The 16917-nt window shown below is 64.3% G+C and carries 17 protein-coding genes; 14 read left to right on the top strand and 3 right to left on the bottom strand.

The window, feature by feature from the left end; all coding sequences use genetic code 11:
* Nucleotides 1–162 precede the first annotated feature (162 nt).
* Entirely contained in the window at nucleotides 163–1140 is a 978-nt protein-coding gene (locus tag JJE66_RS27110; protein ID WP_200517510.1) for a LysR family transcriptional regulator, read from the bottom strand.
* Nucleotides 1141–1258: 118 nt separating this feature from the next.
* On the opposite strand from JJE66_RS27110, the gene JJE66_RS27105 reads away from it, so the two are divergent.
* The 13 genes from JJE66_RS27105 (at nucleotide 1259) to JJE66_RS27045 (ending at nucleotide 15989) form a co-directional block, all read left to right on the top strand.
* Entirely contained in the window at nucleotides 1259–2296 is a 1038-nt protein-coding gene (locus tag JJE66_RS27105; protein ID WP_200517509.1) for a class 1 fructose-bisphosphatase, read from the top strand.
* Between the two features lie 12 nt (nucleotides 2297–2308).
* Complete coding sequence (locus tag JJE66_RS27100) at nucleotides 2309–3184, top strand: phosphoribulokinase (protein WP_200517508.1); 876 nt, start codon at nucleotides 2309–2311, stop codon at nucleotides 3182–3184.
* A 16-nt stretch (nucleotides 3185–3200) separates the two neighbouring features.
* Nucleotides 3201–5222, top strand: a complete 2022-nt coding sequence (gene tkt / locus JJE66_RS27095) for a transketolase (protein WP_200517507.1) — start codon at nucleotides 3201–3203, stop codon at nucleotides 5220–5222.
* A 14-nt stretch (nucleotides 5223–5236) separates the two neighbouring features.
* The gene (fba, locus tag JJE66_RS27090; RefSeq protein ID WP_200517506.1) at nucleotides 5237–6322 is read left to right on the top strand and encodes a class II fructose-bisphosphate aldolase; all 1086 of its coding nucleotides are present in this window, start codon (nucleotides 5237–5239) and stop codon (nucleotides 6320–6322) included.
* A 29-nt stretch (nucleotides 6323–6351) separates the two neighbouring features.
* The gene (locus JJE66_RS27085) at nucleotides 6352–7812 is read left to right on the top strand and encodes a form I ribulose bisphosphate carboxylase large subunit (protein ID WP_200517505.1); all 1461 of its coding nucleotides are present in this window, start codon (nucleotides 6352–6354) and stop codon (nucleotides 7810–7812) included.
* An 11-nt stretch (nucleotides 7813–7823) separates the two neighbouring features.
* The gene (locus JJE66_RS27080) at nucleotides 7824–8231 is read left to right on the top strand and encodes a ribulose bisphosphate carboxylase small subunit (RefSeq protein ID WP_200517504.1); all 408 of its coding nucleotides are present in this window, start codon (nucleotides 7824–7826) and stop codon (nucleotides 8229–8231) included.
* Between the two features lie 98 nt (nucleotides 8232–8329).
* Nucleotides 8330–9262 (top strand): CbbX protein, encoded by a 933-nt coding sequence (gene cbbX / locus JJE66_RS27075; protein ID WP_200517503.1) that lies wholly within the window; start codon nucleotides 8330–8332, stop codon nucleotides 9260–9262.
* A complete protein-coding gene (rpe, locus tag JJE66_RS27070) occupies nucleotides 9259–9996 on the top strand; it encodes a ribulose-phosphate 3-epimerase (RefSeq protein WP_200517502.1) in 738 nt (245 codons plus the stop codon). The genes cbbX and rpe overlap by 4 nt, the downstream gene beginning before the upstream one ends.
* 180 nt (nucleotides 9997–10176) lie before the next feature.
* A complete protein-coding gene (locus JJE66_RS27065) occupies nucleotides 10177–11328 on the top strand; it encodes an FIST signal transduction protein (RefSeq protein ID WP_200517501.1) in 1152 nt (383 codons plus the stop codon).
* Nucleotides 11329–11330: 2 nt separating this feature from the next.
* A complete protein-coding gene (locus JJE66_RS27060) occupies nucleotides 11331–13202 on the top strand; it encodes a bifunctional diguanylate cyclase/phosphodiesterase (RefSeq protein WP_246756670.1) in 1872 nt (623 codons plus the stop codon).
* A 186-nt stretch (nucleotides 13203–13388) separates the two neighbouring features.
* A complete protein-coding gene (locus JJE66_RS27055) occupies nucleotides 13389–13601 on the top strand; it encodes a hypothetical protein (RefSeq protein ID WP_200517499.1) in 213 nt (70 codons plus the stop codon).
* 212 nt (nucleotides 13602–13813) lie between these two features.
* Nucleotides 13814–15349: a Do family serine endopeptidase gene (locus JJE66_RS27050; RefSeq protein ID WP_200517498.1), complete on the top strand. Its 1536-nt coding sequence runs from the start codon at nucleotides 13814–13816 to the stop codon at nucleotides 15347–15349.
* A 277-nt stretch (nucleotides 15350–15626) separates the two neighbouring features.
* A complete protein-coding gene (locus JJE66_RS27045; protein WP_409362851.1) occupies nucleotides 15627–15989 on the top strand; it encodes a hypothetical protein in 363 nt (120 codons plus the stop codon).
* 11 nt (nucleotides 15990–16000) lie between these two features.
* On the opposite strand, the gene JJE66_RS27040 is transcribed toward JJE66_RS27045, so the two are convergent.
* Together JJE66_RS27040 and JJE66_RS27035 are read right to left on the bottom strand one after the other, a co-directional pair.
* Nucleotides 16001–16285 (bottom strand): DUF6496 domain-containing protein, encoded by a 285-nt coding sequence (locus tag JJE66_RS27040; RefSeq protein ID WP_200517497.1) that lies wholly within the window; start codon nucleotides 16283–16285, stop codon nucleotides 16001–16003.
* A 72-nt stretch (nucleotides 16286–16357) separates the two neighbouring features.
* The gene (locus JJE66_RS27035; RefSeq protein WP_200517496.1) at nucleotides 16358–16552 is read right to left on the bottom strand and encodes a DUF3072 domain-containing protein; all 195 of its coding nucleotides are present in this window, start codon (nucleotides 16550–16552) and stop codon (nucleotides 16358–16360) included.
* A 115-nt stretch (nucleotides 16553–16667) separates the two neighbouring features.
* Between JJE66_RS27035 and JJE66_RS27030 the strand changes: the two genes are divergently transcribed.
* Nucleotides 16668–16889, top strand: a complete 222-nt coding sequence (locus JJE66_RS27030) for a hypothetical protein (protein WP_200518795.1) — start codon at nucleotides 16668–16670, stop codon at nucleotides 16887–16889.
* Nucleotides 16890–16917 lie beyond the last annotated feature (28 nt).

Raw genomic sequence — 16917 nt, 5'->3', positions numbered from 1 at the left:
CCGCGGCTCGCGCGTGCTAGCAACTTGCCCAGATCTCCTTCACGACGGCCGGGACGCGCGATGACCACCTTCAACCGCATCTTCACGACAGAACGCCTGCTTCAGATCATCGTCATCCTCGCGGCGACGGTCGCAATGAAGCTGATGGGCTGAACGCCAGCGCTATCGCCCGCCGAACTCGGGCAACTCGGGCAGATAGTTCGCTCCCTCCGAGCCGAGAAAATCGAACATCGCCTGCGCCGGCGGCAGCAGCACCTTGTCGCTGCGGCGGATCACGTACCACTGCCGAACAATGGGAAGCCCTGCGACGTCGAGCACGATGAGGCGACCCTCGGCGAGCTCATGCGCCACTGTGTGGGCCGAGATGAAGGCGACGCCGAGGCCTGCAATGACCGCCTGCTTGATGGTCTCGTTGCTGCTCATCTCCATGCCGATGATCGGCTCGAGATCGGACTTCTGGAACATGCCCTCCATCAGCGTGCGGGTGCCGGATCCCGGCTCGCGGGTGAGGAAGGTCTCGTGCACGAGATCGGTCAGGCTGAGACCTCTATCCTTCTCCAGCCAGTGCCCCTTGCGAGCGACGATGATGTGCGGATTGCGCCCGAGCTGACGGACGTCGACGCTGACGTCGGCCGGTGGCCGACCCATCACGGCGAAATCGAGCTCGTAGCCGTGCATGGCCTCGCGGATCTCCTCGCGGTTGCCGACGGTGAGCTTGATCTCGATCTTCGGTGAGCGCTTGGAGAATGCCGCGATCGCATGCGGCACGAAATATTTCGCAGTCGAGACCGCGCCGAGATGCACCGTGCCGCCGGTCTTGCCCGCAAGCAGGTCGAGTGCGCCCTGGCAGTCGGCGATCGCGGCTTCGACGCGCTCGGCGAGCGACAGCACTTCCTTGCCCGCTTCCGTCAGCAGCATGCCGTCGCCGGTCCGCTGCACCAGCGGCAGGCCGGCGAGGTCCTGAAGCTGCCGCAGCTGCTGGGTCACGGCCGGCTGTGTCAGCCCGAGTTGGGTCGAGGCCGCGGTGACGCTGCCCTTGGCCGAAAGCGCCGCAAGGGAGCGCAACTGCCGGATCGTCAGATGCCGGAGCTGGGTCGCTGCATGGCTAGGGCCATTATAAGAAAATTCTTTGGCGCTCATTATGAATAGAAATTTTCCTTATTAAGCTGCCCCTGTCAATCTCCTCGTGCTGGGAATGACCGCGACCTGCCTCCGCCGGGAGGGAACTGGATGCGGCACCCACAAGGGATGGACGCAGATGACCGGGCAACTCAGGCTGGACGACCACCTTCAACGCTATTCCGAGACGGCGCCGCGTGCGTTGGCGGTTGCAGCCGCAGTCGACGCCATCGCGGCGGCGGCGATCGAGATCGCCGACCTCATCGCCACCGGTGATTTCGCGGATGCCTCGGGCCTGACCACCGGCCGTAACAGCGATGGCGATCTCCAGCGCGATCTCGACGTGCAGGCGGACGCGATCCTGCGCCGCTGCCTCAGCAAACTGCCGATCGCGGCGCTGGCGTCGGAGGAGATGCGTGAGCCCCAGATCGGCGACCGCGAAGCCAGGATCTGCGTCGCGATCGATCCGCTCGACGGCTCCTCCAACATCGATCTCAACATGACCGTCGGCACGATCTTCTCGATCCTGCCCGCGCCGGACGATCTCGCGCTCGCCTTCCATCAGCGCGGCTCGGCCCAGCTGGCGGCGGGCTTCGTCACCTACGGGCCGCAGACCTCGCTGGTGCTGACGCTCGGCGAGGGCGTGGACATCTTCACGCTCGACCGCAAGGCCGGCTGCTTCCGTCTCGCGCGCGGCGCCGTGCAGATCGCCGAGGCCTGCGAAGAATTCGCTATCAACGTCTCCAACCGCCGTCATTGGGATCCGCCGGTGCGCGCCTTCATCGACGAGTGCCTCGCCGGCGTCGACGGGCCCGCCAATCACAATTTCAACATGCGGTGGATCGGCTCGCTGGTCGCGGAGACCTATCGCATCCTCACCCGCGGCGGCGTGTTCCTGTATCCGTCCGATGCACGCCCCGGCTATGGCGACGGCCGTCTGCGGCTCACTTACGAGGCACACCCGATGGCGATGATCATCGAGCAGGCCGGTGGCTCGGCCTCGACCGGACGCGAGCGCATCCTCGACCTCGCCGCAGACAGCCTGCACCAGCGCGTACCGCTGGTCATGGGATCGAGCAACGAGGTGCGGCGCGTCGCGGAATTGCACTGCGATCCGCTGTTCGTCGCCAGCGTCTCTGCGCCGCTGTTCGCGCGGCGCGGCTTCTTCCGGCTGTGATGGAGGCAACCCATGTCCAGGAAGCATCCGATCATCTCGATCACTGGCTCCTCCGGAGCCGGCACCACCTCGGTCAAGAAGACGTTTGAGCAGATCTTCTTCCGCGAGCGCGTCGACGCCGTCTACATCGAGGGCGACGCCTTCCATCGCTACGATCGCGTCGAGATGCGCACGCAGATGGCGAACGAGGCCGAGCGCGGCAACAAGCATTTCAGCCATTTCAGCCCCGAGACCAATCTGTTCGAGGAGCTGGAGCGCGCCTTCCGCGACTACGGCGAGACCGGCACGGCGGTGACGCGGCACTACGTTCACGACGCCGAGGAGTCCGCGCTGCATGGCGTAGCACCCGGCACCTTCACCGAATGGGAGCGACTGCCGGAGAATTCGGACCTGATGTTCTACGAGGGTCTGCACGGCGCCGTCGTCACCGACAAAGTGAATGTCGCGCGCTATGCCGACCTCAAGATCGGCGTCGTGCCCGTCATCAATCTCGAATGGATCCAGAAGCTGCACCGCGACCGCAGCGCGCGCGGCTATTCGACCGAGGCCGTCACCGACACCATTCTGCGGCGGATGCCGGACTACATCCACTACATCTGCCCGCAATTCAGCGAGACCGACATCAACTTCCAGCGCGTGCCGACGGTGGACACCTCGAATCCGTTCATCGCCCGCTGGATCCCGACGCCGGACGAATCGATGGTCGTGATCCGCTTCAAGAATCCGCGCGGCATCGATTTTCCCTATCTGCTCTCGATGCTTCCGCACAGCTGGATGTCCCGTGCGAACTCCATTGTGTGTCCCGGCGCGAAACTCGATCTGGCGATGCAGCTGATCCTGACGCCGCTGATCATGCAGCTGATCGAGCGCAAGCGAAATCTGAAGTGAACGAGGGGAGGATCCGATGAACATCTCCGTCCATGCCGACGCCGACCTCACGGCCGTCACGCACAACGATCTCGCCAATGCCGTCCGCTTCCTCGCAGTCGACGCCATCGAGACCTCGCAGTCCGGTCATCCCGGCCTGCCGATGGGTATGGCCGACGTCGCGACCGTGCTGTTCTCGCGCTTCCTGAAGTTCGACTCCGCGCACCCGAACTGGCCGGACCGCGACCGTTTTGTCCTGTCGGCAGGCCATGGCTCGATGCTGCTCTACGCGTTGCTGTATCTGACCGGCGGCGATGTCAGCCTCGACGACATCAAGGCGTTCCGGCAATGGGGCTCGAAAACGCCGGGGCATCCTGAATATGGCCACACGCCGGGCGTCGAGACTACGACCGGACCGCTGGGGCAGGGGATCGCGACGGCCGTCGGCATGGCGCTCGCCGAGCGCATGGCCAACGCGCGGCATGGCGACGGCCTCGTCGATCACTTCACCTATGTGATCGCCGGCGATGGTTGCCTGATGGAAGGCATCAGCCAGGAGGCGATCTCGCTCGCCGGCCATCTTGGACTTGGCCGCCTGATCGTGCTGTTCGACGACAACGGCATCTCCATCGACGGGCCAACGTCGCTTGCGACCTCGGATGACCAGTGCGCGCGTTTCGCCGCCTCCGGCTGGTCGGTACGCCGCGTCGACGGACACGATCCCGAAGCGACTGCGCAGGCGATCGCCGAAGAACGCGAGAGCGCAAAACCGTCGCTGATCGCCTGCCGCACCATCATCGGTTATGGCGCGCCGGACCGGCAGGGCACCGAGAAGGCGCATGGCGCGCCGCTCGGCGTCGAGCAGACGGCGGCGGCGCGTCGGACGCTCGGCTGGGACTATCAGCCCTTCGTCGTGCCGATTCCCATACTGAAAGCGTGGCGGATGATCGGCCAGCGCGGGCAGGTCGAGCGTCTCGCCTGGCTCGATCGCTACGAATGCGCGACGCCTGAGCAGCGCGATCTGTTCGTTGAGGGCAGCCCGGTTGCCCTGCCGAACGCCTATGCCCGGGCTTCGGCCAAATTGCGCGAGCGCTTTGCCACCGAGCGTCCGAAGCTCGCGACGCGGCAAGCCTCGCAACAGGTGCTCGACTGCATCGCAGGGACCATCCCGGGATTTGTCGGCGGCTCCGCCGACCTGACCCATTCGAACCTGACGCATGCCAAGGGGCAGTCGCCCGTCAGGCGCGACGCGTTCGCCGGTGACTACATCCATTACGGCATCCGCGAGCACGGCATGGCGGCGGCGATGAACGGCCTCGCGCTGCATGGCGGCTTCATTCCCTATGGCGGCACATTCCTCGCCTTCTCCGATTACAGCCGGCCGGCGATCCGCCTTGCTGCCTTGATGCGGCTTCGCGTCGTCCATGTGATGACCCACGATTCCATCGGGCTCGGCGAGGATGGCCCGACGCACCAGCCGGTCGAGCATCTTGCCGCACTGCGCGTCATTCCGAACCTTCTGGTCTTCCGTCCAGCCGACGCAGTCGAGACGCTGGAAGCCTGGGACTGCGCGCTCGAAGCCAAGGATCGGCCCTCGGTGCTGTGCCTGTCCCGGCAGGCGCTCCCGACCTTCCGCAGCGATATCCGCGGCAGGAATCGGGTCGCGCGCGGCGCCTATGTGATTGTTTCACCCGATGGCGGACGCGACGTAACGCTGATGGCGACCGGCTCAGAAGTCTCGATCGCGTTGGAAGCTGCGCGCCTGCTTGCAACAGAGCATGTCCGCGCCGCGGTCGTATCCGCGCCGTGCTTCGCTCTGTTCGCAGAGCAACCGGACGATTATCGCGCCGCGGTTCTCGGCACGGCGCCGCGCGTGGGCATCGAGGCGGCCGTCGCCGGTGATTGGCATCGCTGGATCGGTGCTGAGGGCGAGTTCGTCGGGATGCGCGGCTTCGGTGCCTCGGCACCCGCGCCAGTGCTCTATCGCGAATTCGGCATCACACCGCAGAGCGTCGCGGAAGCCGCTCGGCGGGCGATTGCCCGCGCAGGCAAGCAATAACAGGAGGATTTGTCGTGGCCCGTATCACCCTTCGCCAACTGCTCGATCACGCCGCCAATCACGGCTACGCGGTGCCGGCGTTCAACATCAACAACATGGAGCAGGGCATCGCGATCATGCAGGCGGCGGCCGAGGTCGATGCGCCCGTCATCATCCAGGCCTCGCGCGGCGCCCGCAGCTATGCCGGCGATCTCATGCTCTCGCACATGATCGACGCGCTGGAGCGAACCTATCCGGACATCCCGCTCTGCATGCACCAGGACCACGGCAATGACGAAGCGACCTGCGCCTCCGCGATCGCCCATGGCTTCACCTCGGTGATGATGGACGGCTCGCTCAAGGCGGACGCCAAGACCGCGGCCGATTACGACTACAATGTCGCGATCACTCGCCGTGTCGTCGATCTCGCCCATTGGGTCGGCGCCTCCGTCGAAGGCGAGCTCGGCGTGCTCGGTTCGCTCGAGCATGGTGGCGGCGAGCAGGAGGATGGCCACGGCGTCGAGGGCAAGGTCAGCCACGACCAACTGCTCACTGATCCCGATCAGGCCGTCGACTTCGTCCGCGCCACCAAGGTCGATGCGCTCGCCGTCGCCATGGGCACCTCGCACGGCGCCTACAAGTTCAGCCGCAAGCCGGACGGCGACATTCTGGCGATGCGGGTGGTCGAGGAGATTCATCGCCGGCTGCCGAACACGCATCTGGTGATGCACGGCTCGTCCTCGGTGCCGCAGCCGCTCCAGGACATGTTCAACGAGTATGGCGGCGAGATGCCGCAGACCTGGGGCGTGCCGGTGGAGGAGATTGTTCGCGGCATCAACAGCGGCGTGCGCAAGGTCAACATCGACACCGACTGCCGCCTGGCGATGACTGCGGTGTTCCGCAAGGTCGCGACTCAAGCGCGCTCCGAATTCGACCCGCGCAAATTTCTCAAGCCCGCGATGGATGCGATGCGCGAGCTTTGCCGCGACCGCTTCGAGCAATTCGGTACCGCGGGCCACGCCAGCCAGATGAAGGTGATTCCGATGAGCGAGATGGCGCGGCGCTACCGCGCGGGCGAGCTCGATCCGGGCATCGGCACCCGCGAGCCGGTCGCGGCTTAATCATTCAGAGAGAAGAGCAGGAGAGAGCCATGAATGCACATGCTGGAACCGTCCGCGGCAAGGAGCGCTATCGCTCGGGTGTGATGGAATACAAGCGCATGGGCTATTGGGAGCCCGAGTACACGCCGAAGGACACCGACGTCATTGCGCTGTTTCGCGTCACGCCACAGGAGGGTGTCGACCCGATCGAGGCGTCGGCGGCCGTTGCCGGCGAATCCTCGACTGCGACCTGGACCGTAGTGTGGACCGATCGCTTGACCGCCGCGGAGAAATATCGCGCCAAGTGCTATCGCGTCGATCCGGTGCCGGGTACGCCGGGCTCTTATTTCGCATACATCGCCTATGACCTCGACCTGTTCGAGCCGGGCTCGATCGCCAACCTTTCGGCGTCGATCATCGGCAACGTGTTCGGCTTCAAGCCACTGAAGGCGCTGCGTCTGGAAGACATGCGCTTCCCGGTCGCCTATGTGAAGACGTTCCAGGGGCCTGCGACCGGCATCGTGGTCGAACGCGAGCGGCTCGACAAGTTCGGCCGGCCGCTGCTCGGCGCCACGGTCAAACCCAAGCTCGGTCTCTCGGGCCGCAACTACGGCCGGGTCGTCTATGAGGCACTCAAGGGCGGGCTCGACTTCACCAAGGACGACGAGAACATCAACTCACAGCCATTCATGCATTGGCGCGACCGCTTCCTCTATTGCATGGAGGCGGTGAACCGCGCCCAGGCCGCCTCCGGCGAGGTCAAGGGCACTTACCTGAACATCACCGCGGGAACGATGGAGGACATGTACGAGCGCGCGGAGTTCGCCAAGGAACTCGGCTCGTGCATCGTCATGATCGACCTCGTGATCGGCTACACCGCAATCCAGTCCATGGCCAAGTGGGCGCGCCGCAACGATATGATCCTGCATCTGCATCGCGCCGGTCACTCGACCTATACGCGGCAAAAGAGCCATGGTGTGTCGTTCCGCGTCATCGCCAAATGGATGCGGCTTGCCGGTGTCGACCACATCCATGCCGGCACGGTGGTCGGCAAGCTCGAAGGCGATCCCAACACCACGCGCGGCTATTACGACGTCTGCCGCGAAGACTTCAACCCGACCAGGCTCGAGCACGGCCTGTTCTTCGACCAGAATTGGGCGAGCCTCAACAAGATGATGCCGGTGGCCTCCGGCGGCATCCATGCCGGCCAGATGCACCAGCTGCTCGACCTGCTCGGTGAGGACGTCGTGCTGCAATTCGGCGGTGGCACCATCGGCCATCCCATGGGCATCGCGGCCGGCGCGATCGCCAACCGCGTGGCGCTGGAAGCGATGATCCTCGCCCGCAATGAGGGGCGCGACTACGTCCATGAAGGCCCGGAGATCCTGGCGAGAGCGGCCGAGACCTGCACGCCGCTGAAGGCCGCGCTCGAGGTCTGGAAGGACGTCAGCTTCAACTATCAATCCACCGATACGCCGGACTTTGTGCCGACCGCGCTGGAAACCGTTTGAGGAGACGCAACATGAAACTGACCCAGGGCTGCTTCTCGTTCCTGCCTGACTTGACCGACGACCAGATCACCAAGCAGGTGCAGTACTGCCTCGCCAACGGCTGGGCGGTGAATATCGAGTTCACCGATGATCCGCATCCCCGTAACACCTATTGGGAGATGTGGGGCCTGCCGATGTTCGATCTCCAGGACGCCGCCGGCGTGATGATGGAGCTAGCGGAGTGCCGTCGGGTCTGTGGCAACAGTTACATCCGCATCAGCGGCTTCGACTCCAGCCATGGCTGGGAGTCGGTGCGGATCTCCTTCCTCGTCAACCGCCCGCCGCAGGAGGCCGAGTTCGAGCTGGTGCGGCAGGAGGTTGGCGGCCGCGCCATCCGCTACACCACCGTGCGGAAGCCGGCCGCTCACGCTTCGCAATAGCCATTCCTCTCCGCGCGGAGCACTCCCTGCTCCGTATCCTTGGCGGACCACTGCTTCGCCGCTCCTCCCGCGGCGAAGCTCTTTTCTTCGAGGTGCCGATGCTCGACATTCCTCACGCGACCACAACCGAGCCCAACGAGACCAGTTTCGATCTCCGCAAGGAAGCCGAAGCGGCAGGGATCACCGACACGTTGCAACAGCTCGAGCAGGAATTGATTGGGCTCAGGCCAGTCAAGAACCGCGTGCGCCAGATCGCGTCACTATTGCTGATCGAGCGTATGCGGCAGCGCGCAGGGCTGGCCTCCGCGCCGCCGACGCTGCACATGTCGTTCACCGGTAATCCCGGCACCGGCAAGACCACGGTGGCGTTGCGCATGGCCAAGATCCTGCACGGCCTCGGCTTCGTGCGGCGCGGGCAGGTGATCTCGGTGACGCGCGACGATCTCGTCGGCCAGTATATCGGTCACACCGCCCCGAAGACCAAAGAGATCCTGAAGAAAGCGATGGGCGGCGTGCTGTTCATCGATGAAGCCTATTATCTGCACCGGCCAGACAATGAGCGCGACTATGGCCAAGAGGCGATCGAGATCCTGCTCCAGGTGATGGAGAACCAGCGCGAGGACCTCGTGGTGATCCTGGCGGGCTACGGCGAACGCATGACGAGCTTCTTCGCCTCCAATCCCGGCTTCCGCTCGCGGATCGCCCACCACATCGAATTCCCGGACTATGCGCAAGACGAGCTCCTCGTCATCGCCGAGCTCATGCTCCGGGAGCGCGGTTATCGGTTCTCGGCCGCCGCGCGCGAGGCGTTCGAGAAGTACATTGAGTTACGCCGGACCCAGCCGTTCTTCTCCAATGCGCGCTCGATCCGCAACGCCGTCGACCGCATCCGCCTGCGACAGGCCGATCGCCTGGTGTCCGATCTTGATCGAATGCTCGACGTCGCCGATCTCGAGACCATCGACCCGGTTGACGTTCTCGCGAGCCGCGTCTTCAGCGGCGGAGCCGACGTGCGGAGTGCCAAGCCATGAGCAGCGAGATTGTCATTGCGCCCTCGATCCTGGCAGCGGACTTCGCGTGTCTCGGCGAGGAGATCGCGGCCATCGATGCGGCCGGCGCCGACTGGATCCATTGCGACGTCATGGACGGCCACTTCGTGCCGAACATCAGTTTTGGCGCCGATATCATCAAGGCGATCCGTCCGCTGACGAAGAAGGTCTTCGACGTGCATCTGATGATAGCGCCGACCGATCCCTTTCTTGAGGCGTTTGCCAAGGCGGGCGCCGACGTCATCACGGTTCATGCCGAAGCCGGTCCGCATCTCGATCGGTCGCTTCAGGCGATCCGCGCGCTCGGTAAGAAGGCCGGTGTCAGCCTGTGCCCGGTCACGCCCGAGAGCGCGATCGACTATGTGCTCGACCGTGTCGATCTCGTGCTGGTGATGACGGTCAATCCCGGCTTCGGCGGCCAGTCCTTCCTCGAATCCCAGCTCGATAAGATCGCGCGTATTCGAACCATGATCGGCGAGCGGCCGATCCGGCTCGAAGTCGATGGCGGCGTCACGCGCGATAATGCCGCCGCGGTTGCTGCCGCGGGCGCCGATACGCTGGTGGCGGGTTCCGCCGTGTTCCGTGGCAAACGCAGCGTCGACTATGCCGGCAATATCGCGGCCATTCGCATTGCTGCGGAAGCCGGTCGGGTTCCGAAACTGCAGAATATTTCCGCGCCGTCGATGCGCGCAGGAGAAGCCGTGCGCATCCGGTAGACTACGGAGGCGCTGCGCGAGCACGTGACCCTTCTCCGGGGTCTTACGGAGAATATACCGCTAGTCGACTTTATCCTTCATGCCGGGGTAACCAACGGCGGTGAAGCCGATGTCCGATTAACGACGACGCAATGCGCTGCGACACAATCTGTGGTTCAAGGATCGCAGAGAGCGCGTGGGATGCACATTCAATATCTTCACTGGAATGCTGCCCATGGCTGGCGCGGAGCGAATGCCCTGCGCGAGCCAGCCCAACTCGTGCTTTATTTCGGCAGCCGCGAGGGGCTGACCGGTGGCGAGCGCTATCGCGAGCTGCGCGGTCGTTATCCTGACAGTCATGTCATCGGTTGCAGCACCGGCGGCCAGATCCACGGCGATGACATCCGCGATGATGGAGTGGTTGCCGTCGCCTTGCGTTTCGCGCGAACGCAGGTGATGGTGGTGAACGAAATCATTGAATCACGCGAGGCGTCGCGAGCTTGCGGCGTGCGTCTTGCTCGCCAGGTGATGGCGGCGGACCTGGCGGGGCTGTTCGTTCTGTCCGACGGGTTGGGCGTGAACGGTGCCGAGCTGCTCGCCGGTATCACCGAGGTGCTCGGGCCGGATCTGCCAGTCACGGGCGGCTTGGCCGGCGATGGCACCCGGTTCGAGCAAACATTGGTCGGGGCCGATGGCGAGCCCTTGCCGAACCGCGTCGCGGCAATCGGCTTCTATGGAACCTCCTTTCGCATCGCGCATGGTTGCGCGGCTGGCTGGGACGTGTTCGGCCCGCGGCGCAAGGTTACGAAATCGGAGGGGCCCGTGGTGGTTGAGCTCGACGGCAAGCCGCCACTGGATCTCTACACGCGCTATCTCGGCGAGGAAGAGGCCGCGGCGATGCCTGGTTCGGGCCTCGCGTTTCCGTTGCGCATTCACGACGAATCCGAGCCGGATCGGCAGATCGTGCGCTCCGTCTTTGCGGTGGATCGCAGCGCCGGAACGCTGACGTTTGCCGCCGACATTCCGGAAGGGTGTACGGCGCAATTGATGCGTGCCAATTTCGACAGCCTCGCTGCGGGTGCAGGCGAGGCGGGCCGGCAGGCGCGCAACGCGCTTTCCGATGGGATTGCCGGCGACAAGCTCGCGATCCTGGTGAGCTGCACCGGCCGCCGCAAGATCATGGGGCAGCGCACGCAGGACGAGCTGGACGCCGTTGCCGCCGAACTCGGCGACGATGTCGTTCGTATCGGCTTCTACTCTTATGGCGAGATCGCACCGCCCGTGGCCTCCGGCCGCTGCGAACTGCACAATCAGACCATGACCGTCACGATGATCGCGGAGGCCGCCGCTTGACCATGCATCGCCTGTTGGCACGGCAGATTCGCCAGGCGACGGACGAGTCCGGGCAGGTCGATTTGACCAGGCTCGGCGATCTCGTCAGCGCGGCCTATGAGGAGGGCGACAGCGATCGTCGGCGCACCGACCGCGCGATCAAGCTGATGATCGAGGAGCTCGAGCAGACGCACAAGCGTGCCGAGCAGGATCTGCTGCGCGCGCGCGAATTCCTCGACAGCATCATCGAGAATATCCCGATCGCGGTGTTTGCGAAGGACGCCAGGGATTCCCGCTACGTCCTGCTCAACCGCGCCGGCGAAGAATATTTCGGCATGCCCCGCCATCGGATGCTGGGCAAAACCCCTGACCAGATCTTTCCGGAGGATGTTGCCAGCGCCATCAACGAGCTGGATCGCCGCGTCGTCGACAGCGGCGGGCCGTTGATCTTGGAAGGGCATCGGCTCGAAATCGGCGTCAACGGCCATGATCGCCTGGTCAATTCCCGCAAGCTGCTGGTTCGCGACGGCAGCGGCGCGCCGCAATATCTGGTCGGCGTGATCGAGGACGTCACCGAGCGGATCACCAATGAGGCGCATATCAGCCATCTTGCACAGTATGATGCCTTGACGGACCTGCCGAACCGCAGTGCTTTCAACGCGGCGCTCGCCGAACGGCTGGAGCGAGCGCAGGAGACGTCGACCAATTTTGCAGTGCTGAGCCTGGATCTCGATCGCTTCAAGGAAGTCAACGACGTGTTCGGCCACCCCGTGGGCGACATGCTGATGCGGGCAGCCGCCGAGCGCCTTGCTGGGGAAGCCGATGGGGCCTTCGTCGCCCGCATTGGCGGCGACGAGTTCATGATCCTGATGCCGGACGACGTCCGCCGCGACGACGTCCTCTCGCTCGCCGAGCGTCTGGTCGAGGCGATCGGCAACGAACTCGAGGTCGACGACTACCTCTCCCATGTGGGCCTCAGTGTCGGCATCGCCGTCTATCCGGATGACGGCGTGGACGCGGCAACGCTGCTTGCGAACGCCGATTCCGCGCTCTATCGCGCCAAACGCGAAGGCCGGGGCAGGGTCTGCTTCTTCGAAACCGAGATGGACCGGGAGCTGCGCGACCGCAGGCTGTTGCAGCACGATCTGCGCCACGCGCTCGAGCAGAACCAGTTCCTCGTCTACTTCCAGCCGCAGGCGCGGATGGGTGGCGAGATCATCGGCTTCGAGGCGCTGCTGCGCTGGAACCATCCGACCCGGGGCTTCGTGCCGCCCGACCAGTTCATTCCGTTGGCCGAGGAGAACGGGCAGATCATCGAGATCGGCGAATGGGTGCTGCGCGAGGCCTGCCACGAGGCGGCGTCCTGGCCGAAGCCGTTGCAGGTCGCAGTCAATCTGTCGCCTGTCCAGTTCCAGGCCGGCGACCTCGAACGGTCCATCCACCAGATCCTGCTCGAAACGGGGCTGGCGCCGACCCGGCTCGAGGTCGAGATCACCGAGGGCGTGCTGATCGGCGATTTCACCCGCGCACTCAATCTGCTGCGGCGGCTGAAGGCACTCGGCATTCGTATCGCGATGGACGATTTCGGCACAGGGTATTCGTCGCTGTCCTATCTCCAGTCGTTCCCGTTCGACAAGATCAAGATCGACCGGAGCTTCATCTCCAACCTCGAGGCGACGCCGCAATCGGCCGAGATCGTCCGCGCGGTCCTGAGCCTTGCGCACGCCCTGCACATCCCGGTCGTTGCGGAAGGGGTGGAGACGGAAGAGCAGCGCGCCTTCCTGGAATACGAGGCCTGCGAGGAGATGCAGGGCTATTTCGTCGGGCGGCCCGAACCGATCGAACATTATTTCGATCTGATCGGCATCGATGTCGAGCGCCGCCGCTACGCCTAGGCCACCAGTCCACGCAGCCGAGTTCCGCGTGCAAATCGGCGCGATAGGAACCACAGTCTGGGCGCGTATTTCTCAAAAGTTAACTGCGATCGGGCGTGCAGTGCACGCAGCAAATGTTTTGCACAACCGCCATCGGCCTGACGCAAATCAGGGCAATAAGCGCTTGTGAACGCGAGGGAGGGTCTCATGGAGAACGTACGTCGTTACCGCGCGCTGGCGTCCCTCTGTCGTCAGCAGGCGGCCTATCGGCCGCTCCAGAACTGGCAACTGCTCGGCCAGGCCGAACATTTCGAACATCTCGCAGAGATCGCGCTGAAAGCCCATTACGACGCGTGCAATGCGCAACGCGAAGACGATGCCATCGCGGCCGCGGCATGGGAGAGACCCGCCGCGGCGTGAGACCCTGGCTGCAATTCTTCACGATATTGCTCGCTGAGGCATCGCGCACGGTGCGGCGTCTCCTGAGAGAACAAGGCTCCTGAGAGAACAAGGCCTGCGGCTGCTGGCCGCGGCAACTTTTCCAAGAATTAATCGCGTGGACGGGACACCGTAAGGTGGGGGCGCCCATGTTGCGTGCAGGGCGACACCTTCACCAACATGGACATTTCGACATGAAAGATCGCGTCAATTCCGACACCACCACCTCCCGCAGAATTCTGAAGCCGCGCCGGCTGGCGCTGCTCGGCACCGTGGCCGCGCTTGGCGTGGCCATGCTGGCCGCATCTCCCGCTTCAACGCAGTTCGGCGTGACCTCCCTGATTTCGCCTGCGCATGCCGCAGAGGCGGCGACGACACCGCCGGGCTTCGGCGACCTCGTCAGCAAGGTCAAACCGGCCGTCATCTCGGTGCGGGTGAAGATCGACCAGGACAGCGACAAGAGCGCGATGTTGCAACAGAACCGGATGGACCAGGACGAGGATTCCCCGTTCGACCAGTTCTCGCGGCAGTTCGGCTTCCGCTTGCCTAACGGCATGAACGGCATGCCGCGTGAACGCCACCAGATCATCACGGGCGAAGGCTCCGGCTTCTTCATCTCGGCTGACGGCTACGCCGTGACCAACAACCATGTCGTCGACCATGCGCAGTCGGTGCAGGTAACGACGGATGACGGCACGATCTACACCGCGAAGGTGGTCGGCACCGATCCGAAGACCGATCTCGCGCTGATCAAGGTTGAGGGCAAGTCGAACTTTCCGTTCGTCAAGTTCTCCGACCAGAAGCCCCGGATCGGTGACTGGGTGGTCGCGGTCGGCAATCCCTTTGGCCTCGGCGGCACGGTGACGGCCGGCATCGTCTCGGCCAGCGGCCGCGACATCGGCAACGGTCCCTATGACGACTTCATCCAGATCGATGCCCCCATCAACAAGGGCAATTCCGGCGGTCCGGCCTTCGACATGAACGGCAACGTGATCGGCGTGAACACCGCGATCTTCTCGCCCTCTGGCGGCTCGGTCGGCATCGGCTTCGACATTCCGGCCTCGACCGCGAAGCTCGTCGTCGCGCAGCTGAAGGACAAGGGCGCGGTCACTCGCGGCTGGCTCGGCGTGCAGGTGCAGCCGGTGACATCAGAGATCGCCGACAGCCTCGGCCTGAAGGCGGCACGCGGTGCGATCGTCGACAATCCCCAGGACGGCAGCCCGGCGGCGAAGGCCGGCATCGAGGCGGGCGACGTCATCACCGCCGTCAACGGCAATGCGGTCAAGGACTCCCGCGATCTCGCCCGCACCATCGCGACGCTGGCGCCGGGCACGTCCGTGAAGCTCGACATCGTCCACAAGGGCGAGAGCAAGACCGTGACGCTGGCGCTCGGCGAACTGCCGAACGAGCATCAGGCGAAGGCGGATGAAGGCAAGGCGCAGCCGGGTGCCGGCACGCCGCACCTCGGCCTTAGCCTGGCGCCGGCCGGCGATGTCCAGGGCGCAGGCCAGAAGGGCGTCGTCGTCACCGAGGTCGATCCGCAAGGACCGGCCGCGCAGCGCGGCATCCAGACCGGCGACGTCATCCTCAATGTCGGCGGCAAGGCCGTCGCCAATGTCGGCGACGTTCGCTCCGAGCTGGCGCAGGCCAAATCGTCCGGCAAGCACAGCGTGCTGTTGCAGGTGAAAAGCGCGGAGGCGACCCGGTTCGTCGCGGTACCGCTGGCGTAAGTCCCGCGGCTTCGACGGCAAATTCACAAGGCGGCCTGCGGGCCGCCTTTTTCGTGCGCGCCTGCGAGATACCCACAGGCGATCGATAACATTCTCGTTAACGGCAGCAATGATGACTGGTTCGTCCGAAAAAGCCGCGTTCGCTCGTCAGACTTCGAAGGCGCATGCTTGCGCGTTGGCGGCAATGAGGCCGGCAGGGCGAATTGCAGGCGTGGAACTTCGGACGTCCGGCCGCTTTATGGAACCGGCCGGTGGTCCCGCATTGATCGGTGCCGACATGGATCGATTAAAGCTCTCGCTGAGATACGCGCTACTTGTGACGCCGCTCGTTCTGGCGACCGGAAGTGCCATGGGGCGCGATGACGGCCGCTACGCCGACTCGCCGCTGAAGCCCTGGTTTGACAGCCTGCGCAGCCATCTCGGTCCGTGCTGCTCGGATGCCGATGGATTTGCCGTTTCGGATCCCGATTGGGAATCGCACAACGGGCACTATCGGGTGCGGCTCGACGGGCAGTGGGTGGATGTGCCTGACGACGCCGTCATCACCGAGCCGAACCGCGCCGGTCGCACCATGGTTTGGCCGGTCAAGACAGCGTTCGGCATTTCGATCCGCTGCTTCATGCCGGGCACCATGATCTGACGCCGGTCAGGTCACCGCTTGGCGGATTTCCGCTTCGAGCTCTTCTTCTTCTTCTTCTTCTTCTTGGTGGCCTTTTTCTTGGACGTCTTTCGCTTCGACGCCTTCTTCGGGACCTTCTTGCCCTTCTTGCGCGCCTCCGAGAGGCCGATCGCAATCGCCTGCTTGCGGCTCTTCACGCGCCCGCCGCGACCGCCCGGTCCGCTTTTGGCGGTGCCTTTCTTGTAACGGCGCATCTCGCGCTCGACATCACTGCCGGAGCTGCGCGAGTACCGGCGCTTCTTTGCCTTGCGTGCCATCAACTCTCTCCCGTGATCTGGGGAAAGAACCGTAATGCTTACATAACGTTCCAAGAGTGCCGGCCGCGCTCCCTAGAAGGAGTTCGCGAGTTCGATCTCCGCCTCCAGCACCTGGATACGGCGCGCGGCTTCGGAAGAGGACAGACCCCGATTGTATTGCGCGGGCTGGTAGGCCTCTTCACTGAGCCGCTTCAACCGCAGCCCCTGCGCCCGGGTCATCTGCTCGACGAGAAAAGCCTTGGCGTCGTATTTACCTTGAACCTGCATGTCCACTCTCCGTTCTGAATTCGTGGCTTGACTATACGTTCTTATTTTGTTCTAACAAGCCATGGACAACAGAATTAATGAAATTCGACGCAAAATCAGCGCCTTGAGGCTGGAAATGGCCGATGTCGAGGCGTCCGTGCGCGACCTCGTCGACCGCGATCGCGACTGCACCGAAAAAGCCCTGGCGCAGATGGATCTGCGCCGGAAAATCAACCTGCTGATCGCCGAATGGAAGGCCGCGGGTGGCTGCGATGTCCTGCCAGACGTCCGCCACCGGGTGCGTCTTCGCCTGGTGAAGAGCGATAGCCAGCTGGCACGCGCAACCGCGCGCCGCTGAGGCGTTAGAAACACACGGCGGATGGAGG

The sequence above is a fragment of the Bradyrhizobium diazoefficiens genome (genome assembly GCF_016612535.1).
GTDB lineage: Bacteria > Pseudomonadota > Alphaproteobacteria > Rhizobiales > Xanthobacteraceae > Bradyrhizobium > Bradyrhizobium diazoefficiens_C.
This window is presented reverse-complemented; position numbering and strand designations above follow the sequence as displayed.

Excerpts from the sequence above, each read along its gene's own strand:
- tkt (WP_200517507.1), top strand. The coding sequence starts at position 3,201 with ATGAACATCTCCGTCCATGCCGACGCCGACCTCACGGCCGTCACGCAC.
- cbbX (WP_200517503.1), top strand. The coding sequence starts at position 8,330 with ATGCTCGACATTCCTCACGCGACCACAACCGAGCCCAACGAGACCAGT.
- JJE66_RS27030 (WP_200518795.1), top strand. The coding sequence starts at position 16,668 with ATGGCCGATGTCGAGGCGTCCGTGCGCGACCTCGTCGACCGCGATCGC.
- JJE66_RS27050 (WP_200517498.1), top strand. The coding sequence starts at position 13,814 with ATGAAAGATCGCGTCAATTCCGACACCACCACCTCCCGCAGAATTCTG.
- JJE66_RS27040 (WP_200517497.1), bottom strand. The coding sequence starts at position 16,285 with ATGGCACGCAAGGCAAAGAAGCGCCGGTACTCGCGCAGCTCCGGCAGT.
- rpe (WP_200517502.1), top strand. The coding sequence starts at position 9,259 with ATGAGCAGCGAGATTGTCATTGCGCCCTCGATCCTGGCAGCGGACTTC.
- JJE66_RS27105 (WP_200517509.1), top strand. The coding sequence starts at position 1,259 with ATGACCGGGCAACTCAGGCTGGACGACCACCTTCAACGCTATTCCGAG.
- JJE66_RS27055 (WP_200517499.1), top strand. The coding sequence starts at position 13,389 with ATGGAGAACGTACGTCGTTACCGCGCGCTGGCGTCCCTCTGTCGTCAG.
- JJE66_RS27065 (WP_200517501.1), top strand. The coding sequence starts at position 10,177 with ATGCACATTCAATATCTTCACTGGAATGCTGCCCATGGCTGGCGCGGA.
- JJE66_RS27085 (WP_200517505.1), top strand. The coding sequence starts at position 6,352 with ATGAATGCACATGCTGGAACCGTCCGCGGCAAGGAGCGCTATCGCTCG.
- JJE66_RS27080 (WP_200517504.1), top strand. The coding sequence starts at position 7,824 with ATGAAACTGACCCAGGGCTGCTTCTCGTTCCTGCCTGACTTGACCGAC.
- JJE66_RS27045 (WP_409362851.1), top strand. The coding sequence starts at position 15,627 with ATGGATCGATTAAAGCTCTCGCTGAGATACGCGCTACTTGTGACGCCG.
- JJE66_RS27060 (WP_246756670.1), top strand. The coding sequence starts at position 11,331 with ATGCATCGCCTGTTGGCACGGCAGATTCGCCAGGCGACGGACGAGTCC.
- JJE66_RS27110 (WP_200517510.1), bottom strand. The coding sequence starts at position 1,140 with ATGAGCGCCAAAGAATTTTCTTATAATGGCCCTAGCCATGCAGCGACC.
- JJE66_RS27100 (WP_200517508.1), top strand. The coding sequence starts at position 2,309 with ATGTCCAGGAAGCATCCGATCATCTCGATCACTGGCTCCTCCGGAGCC.
- JJE66_RS27035 (WP_200517496.1), bottom strand. The coding sequence starts at position 16,552 with ATGCAGGTTCAAGGTAAATACGACGCCAAGGCTTTTCTCGTCGAGCAG.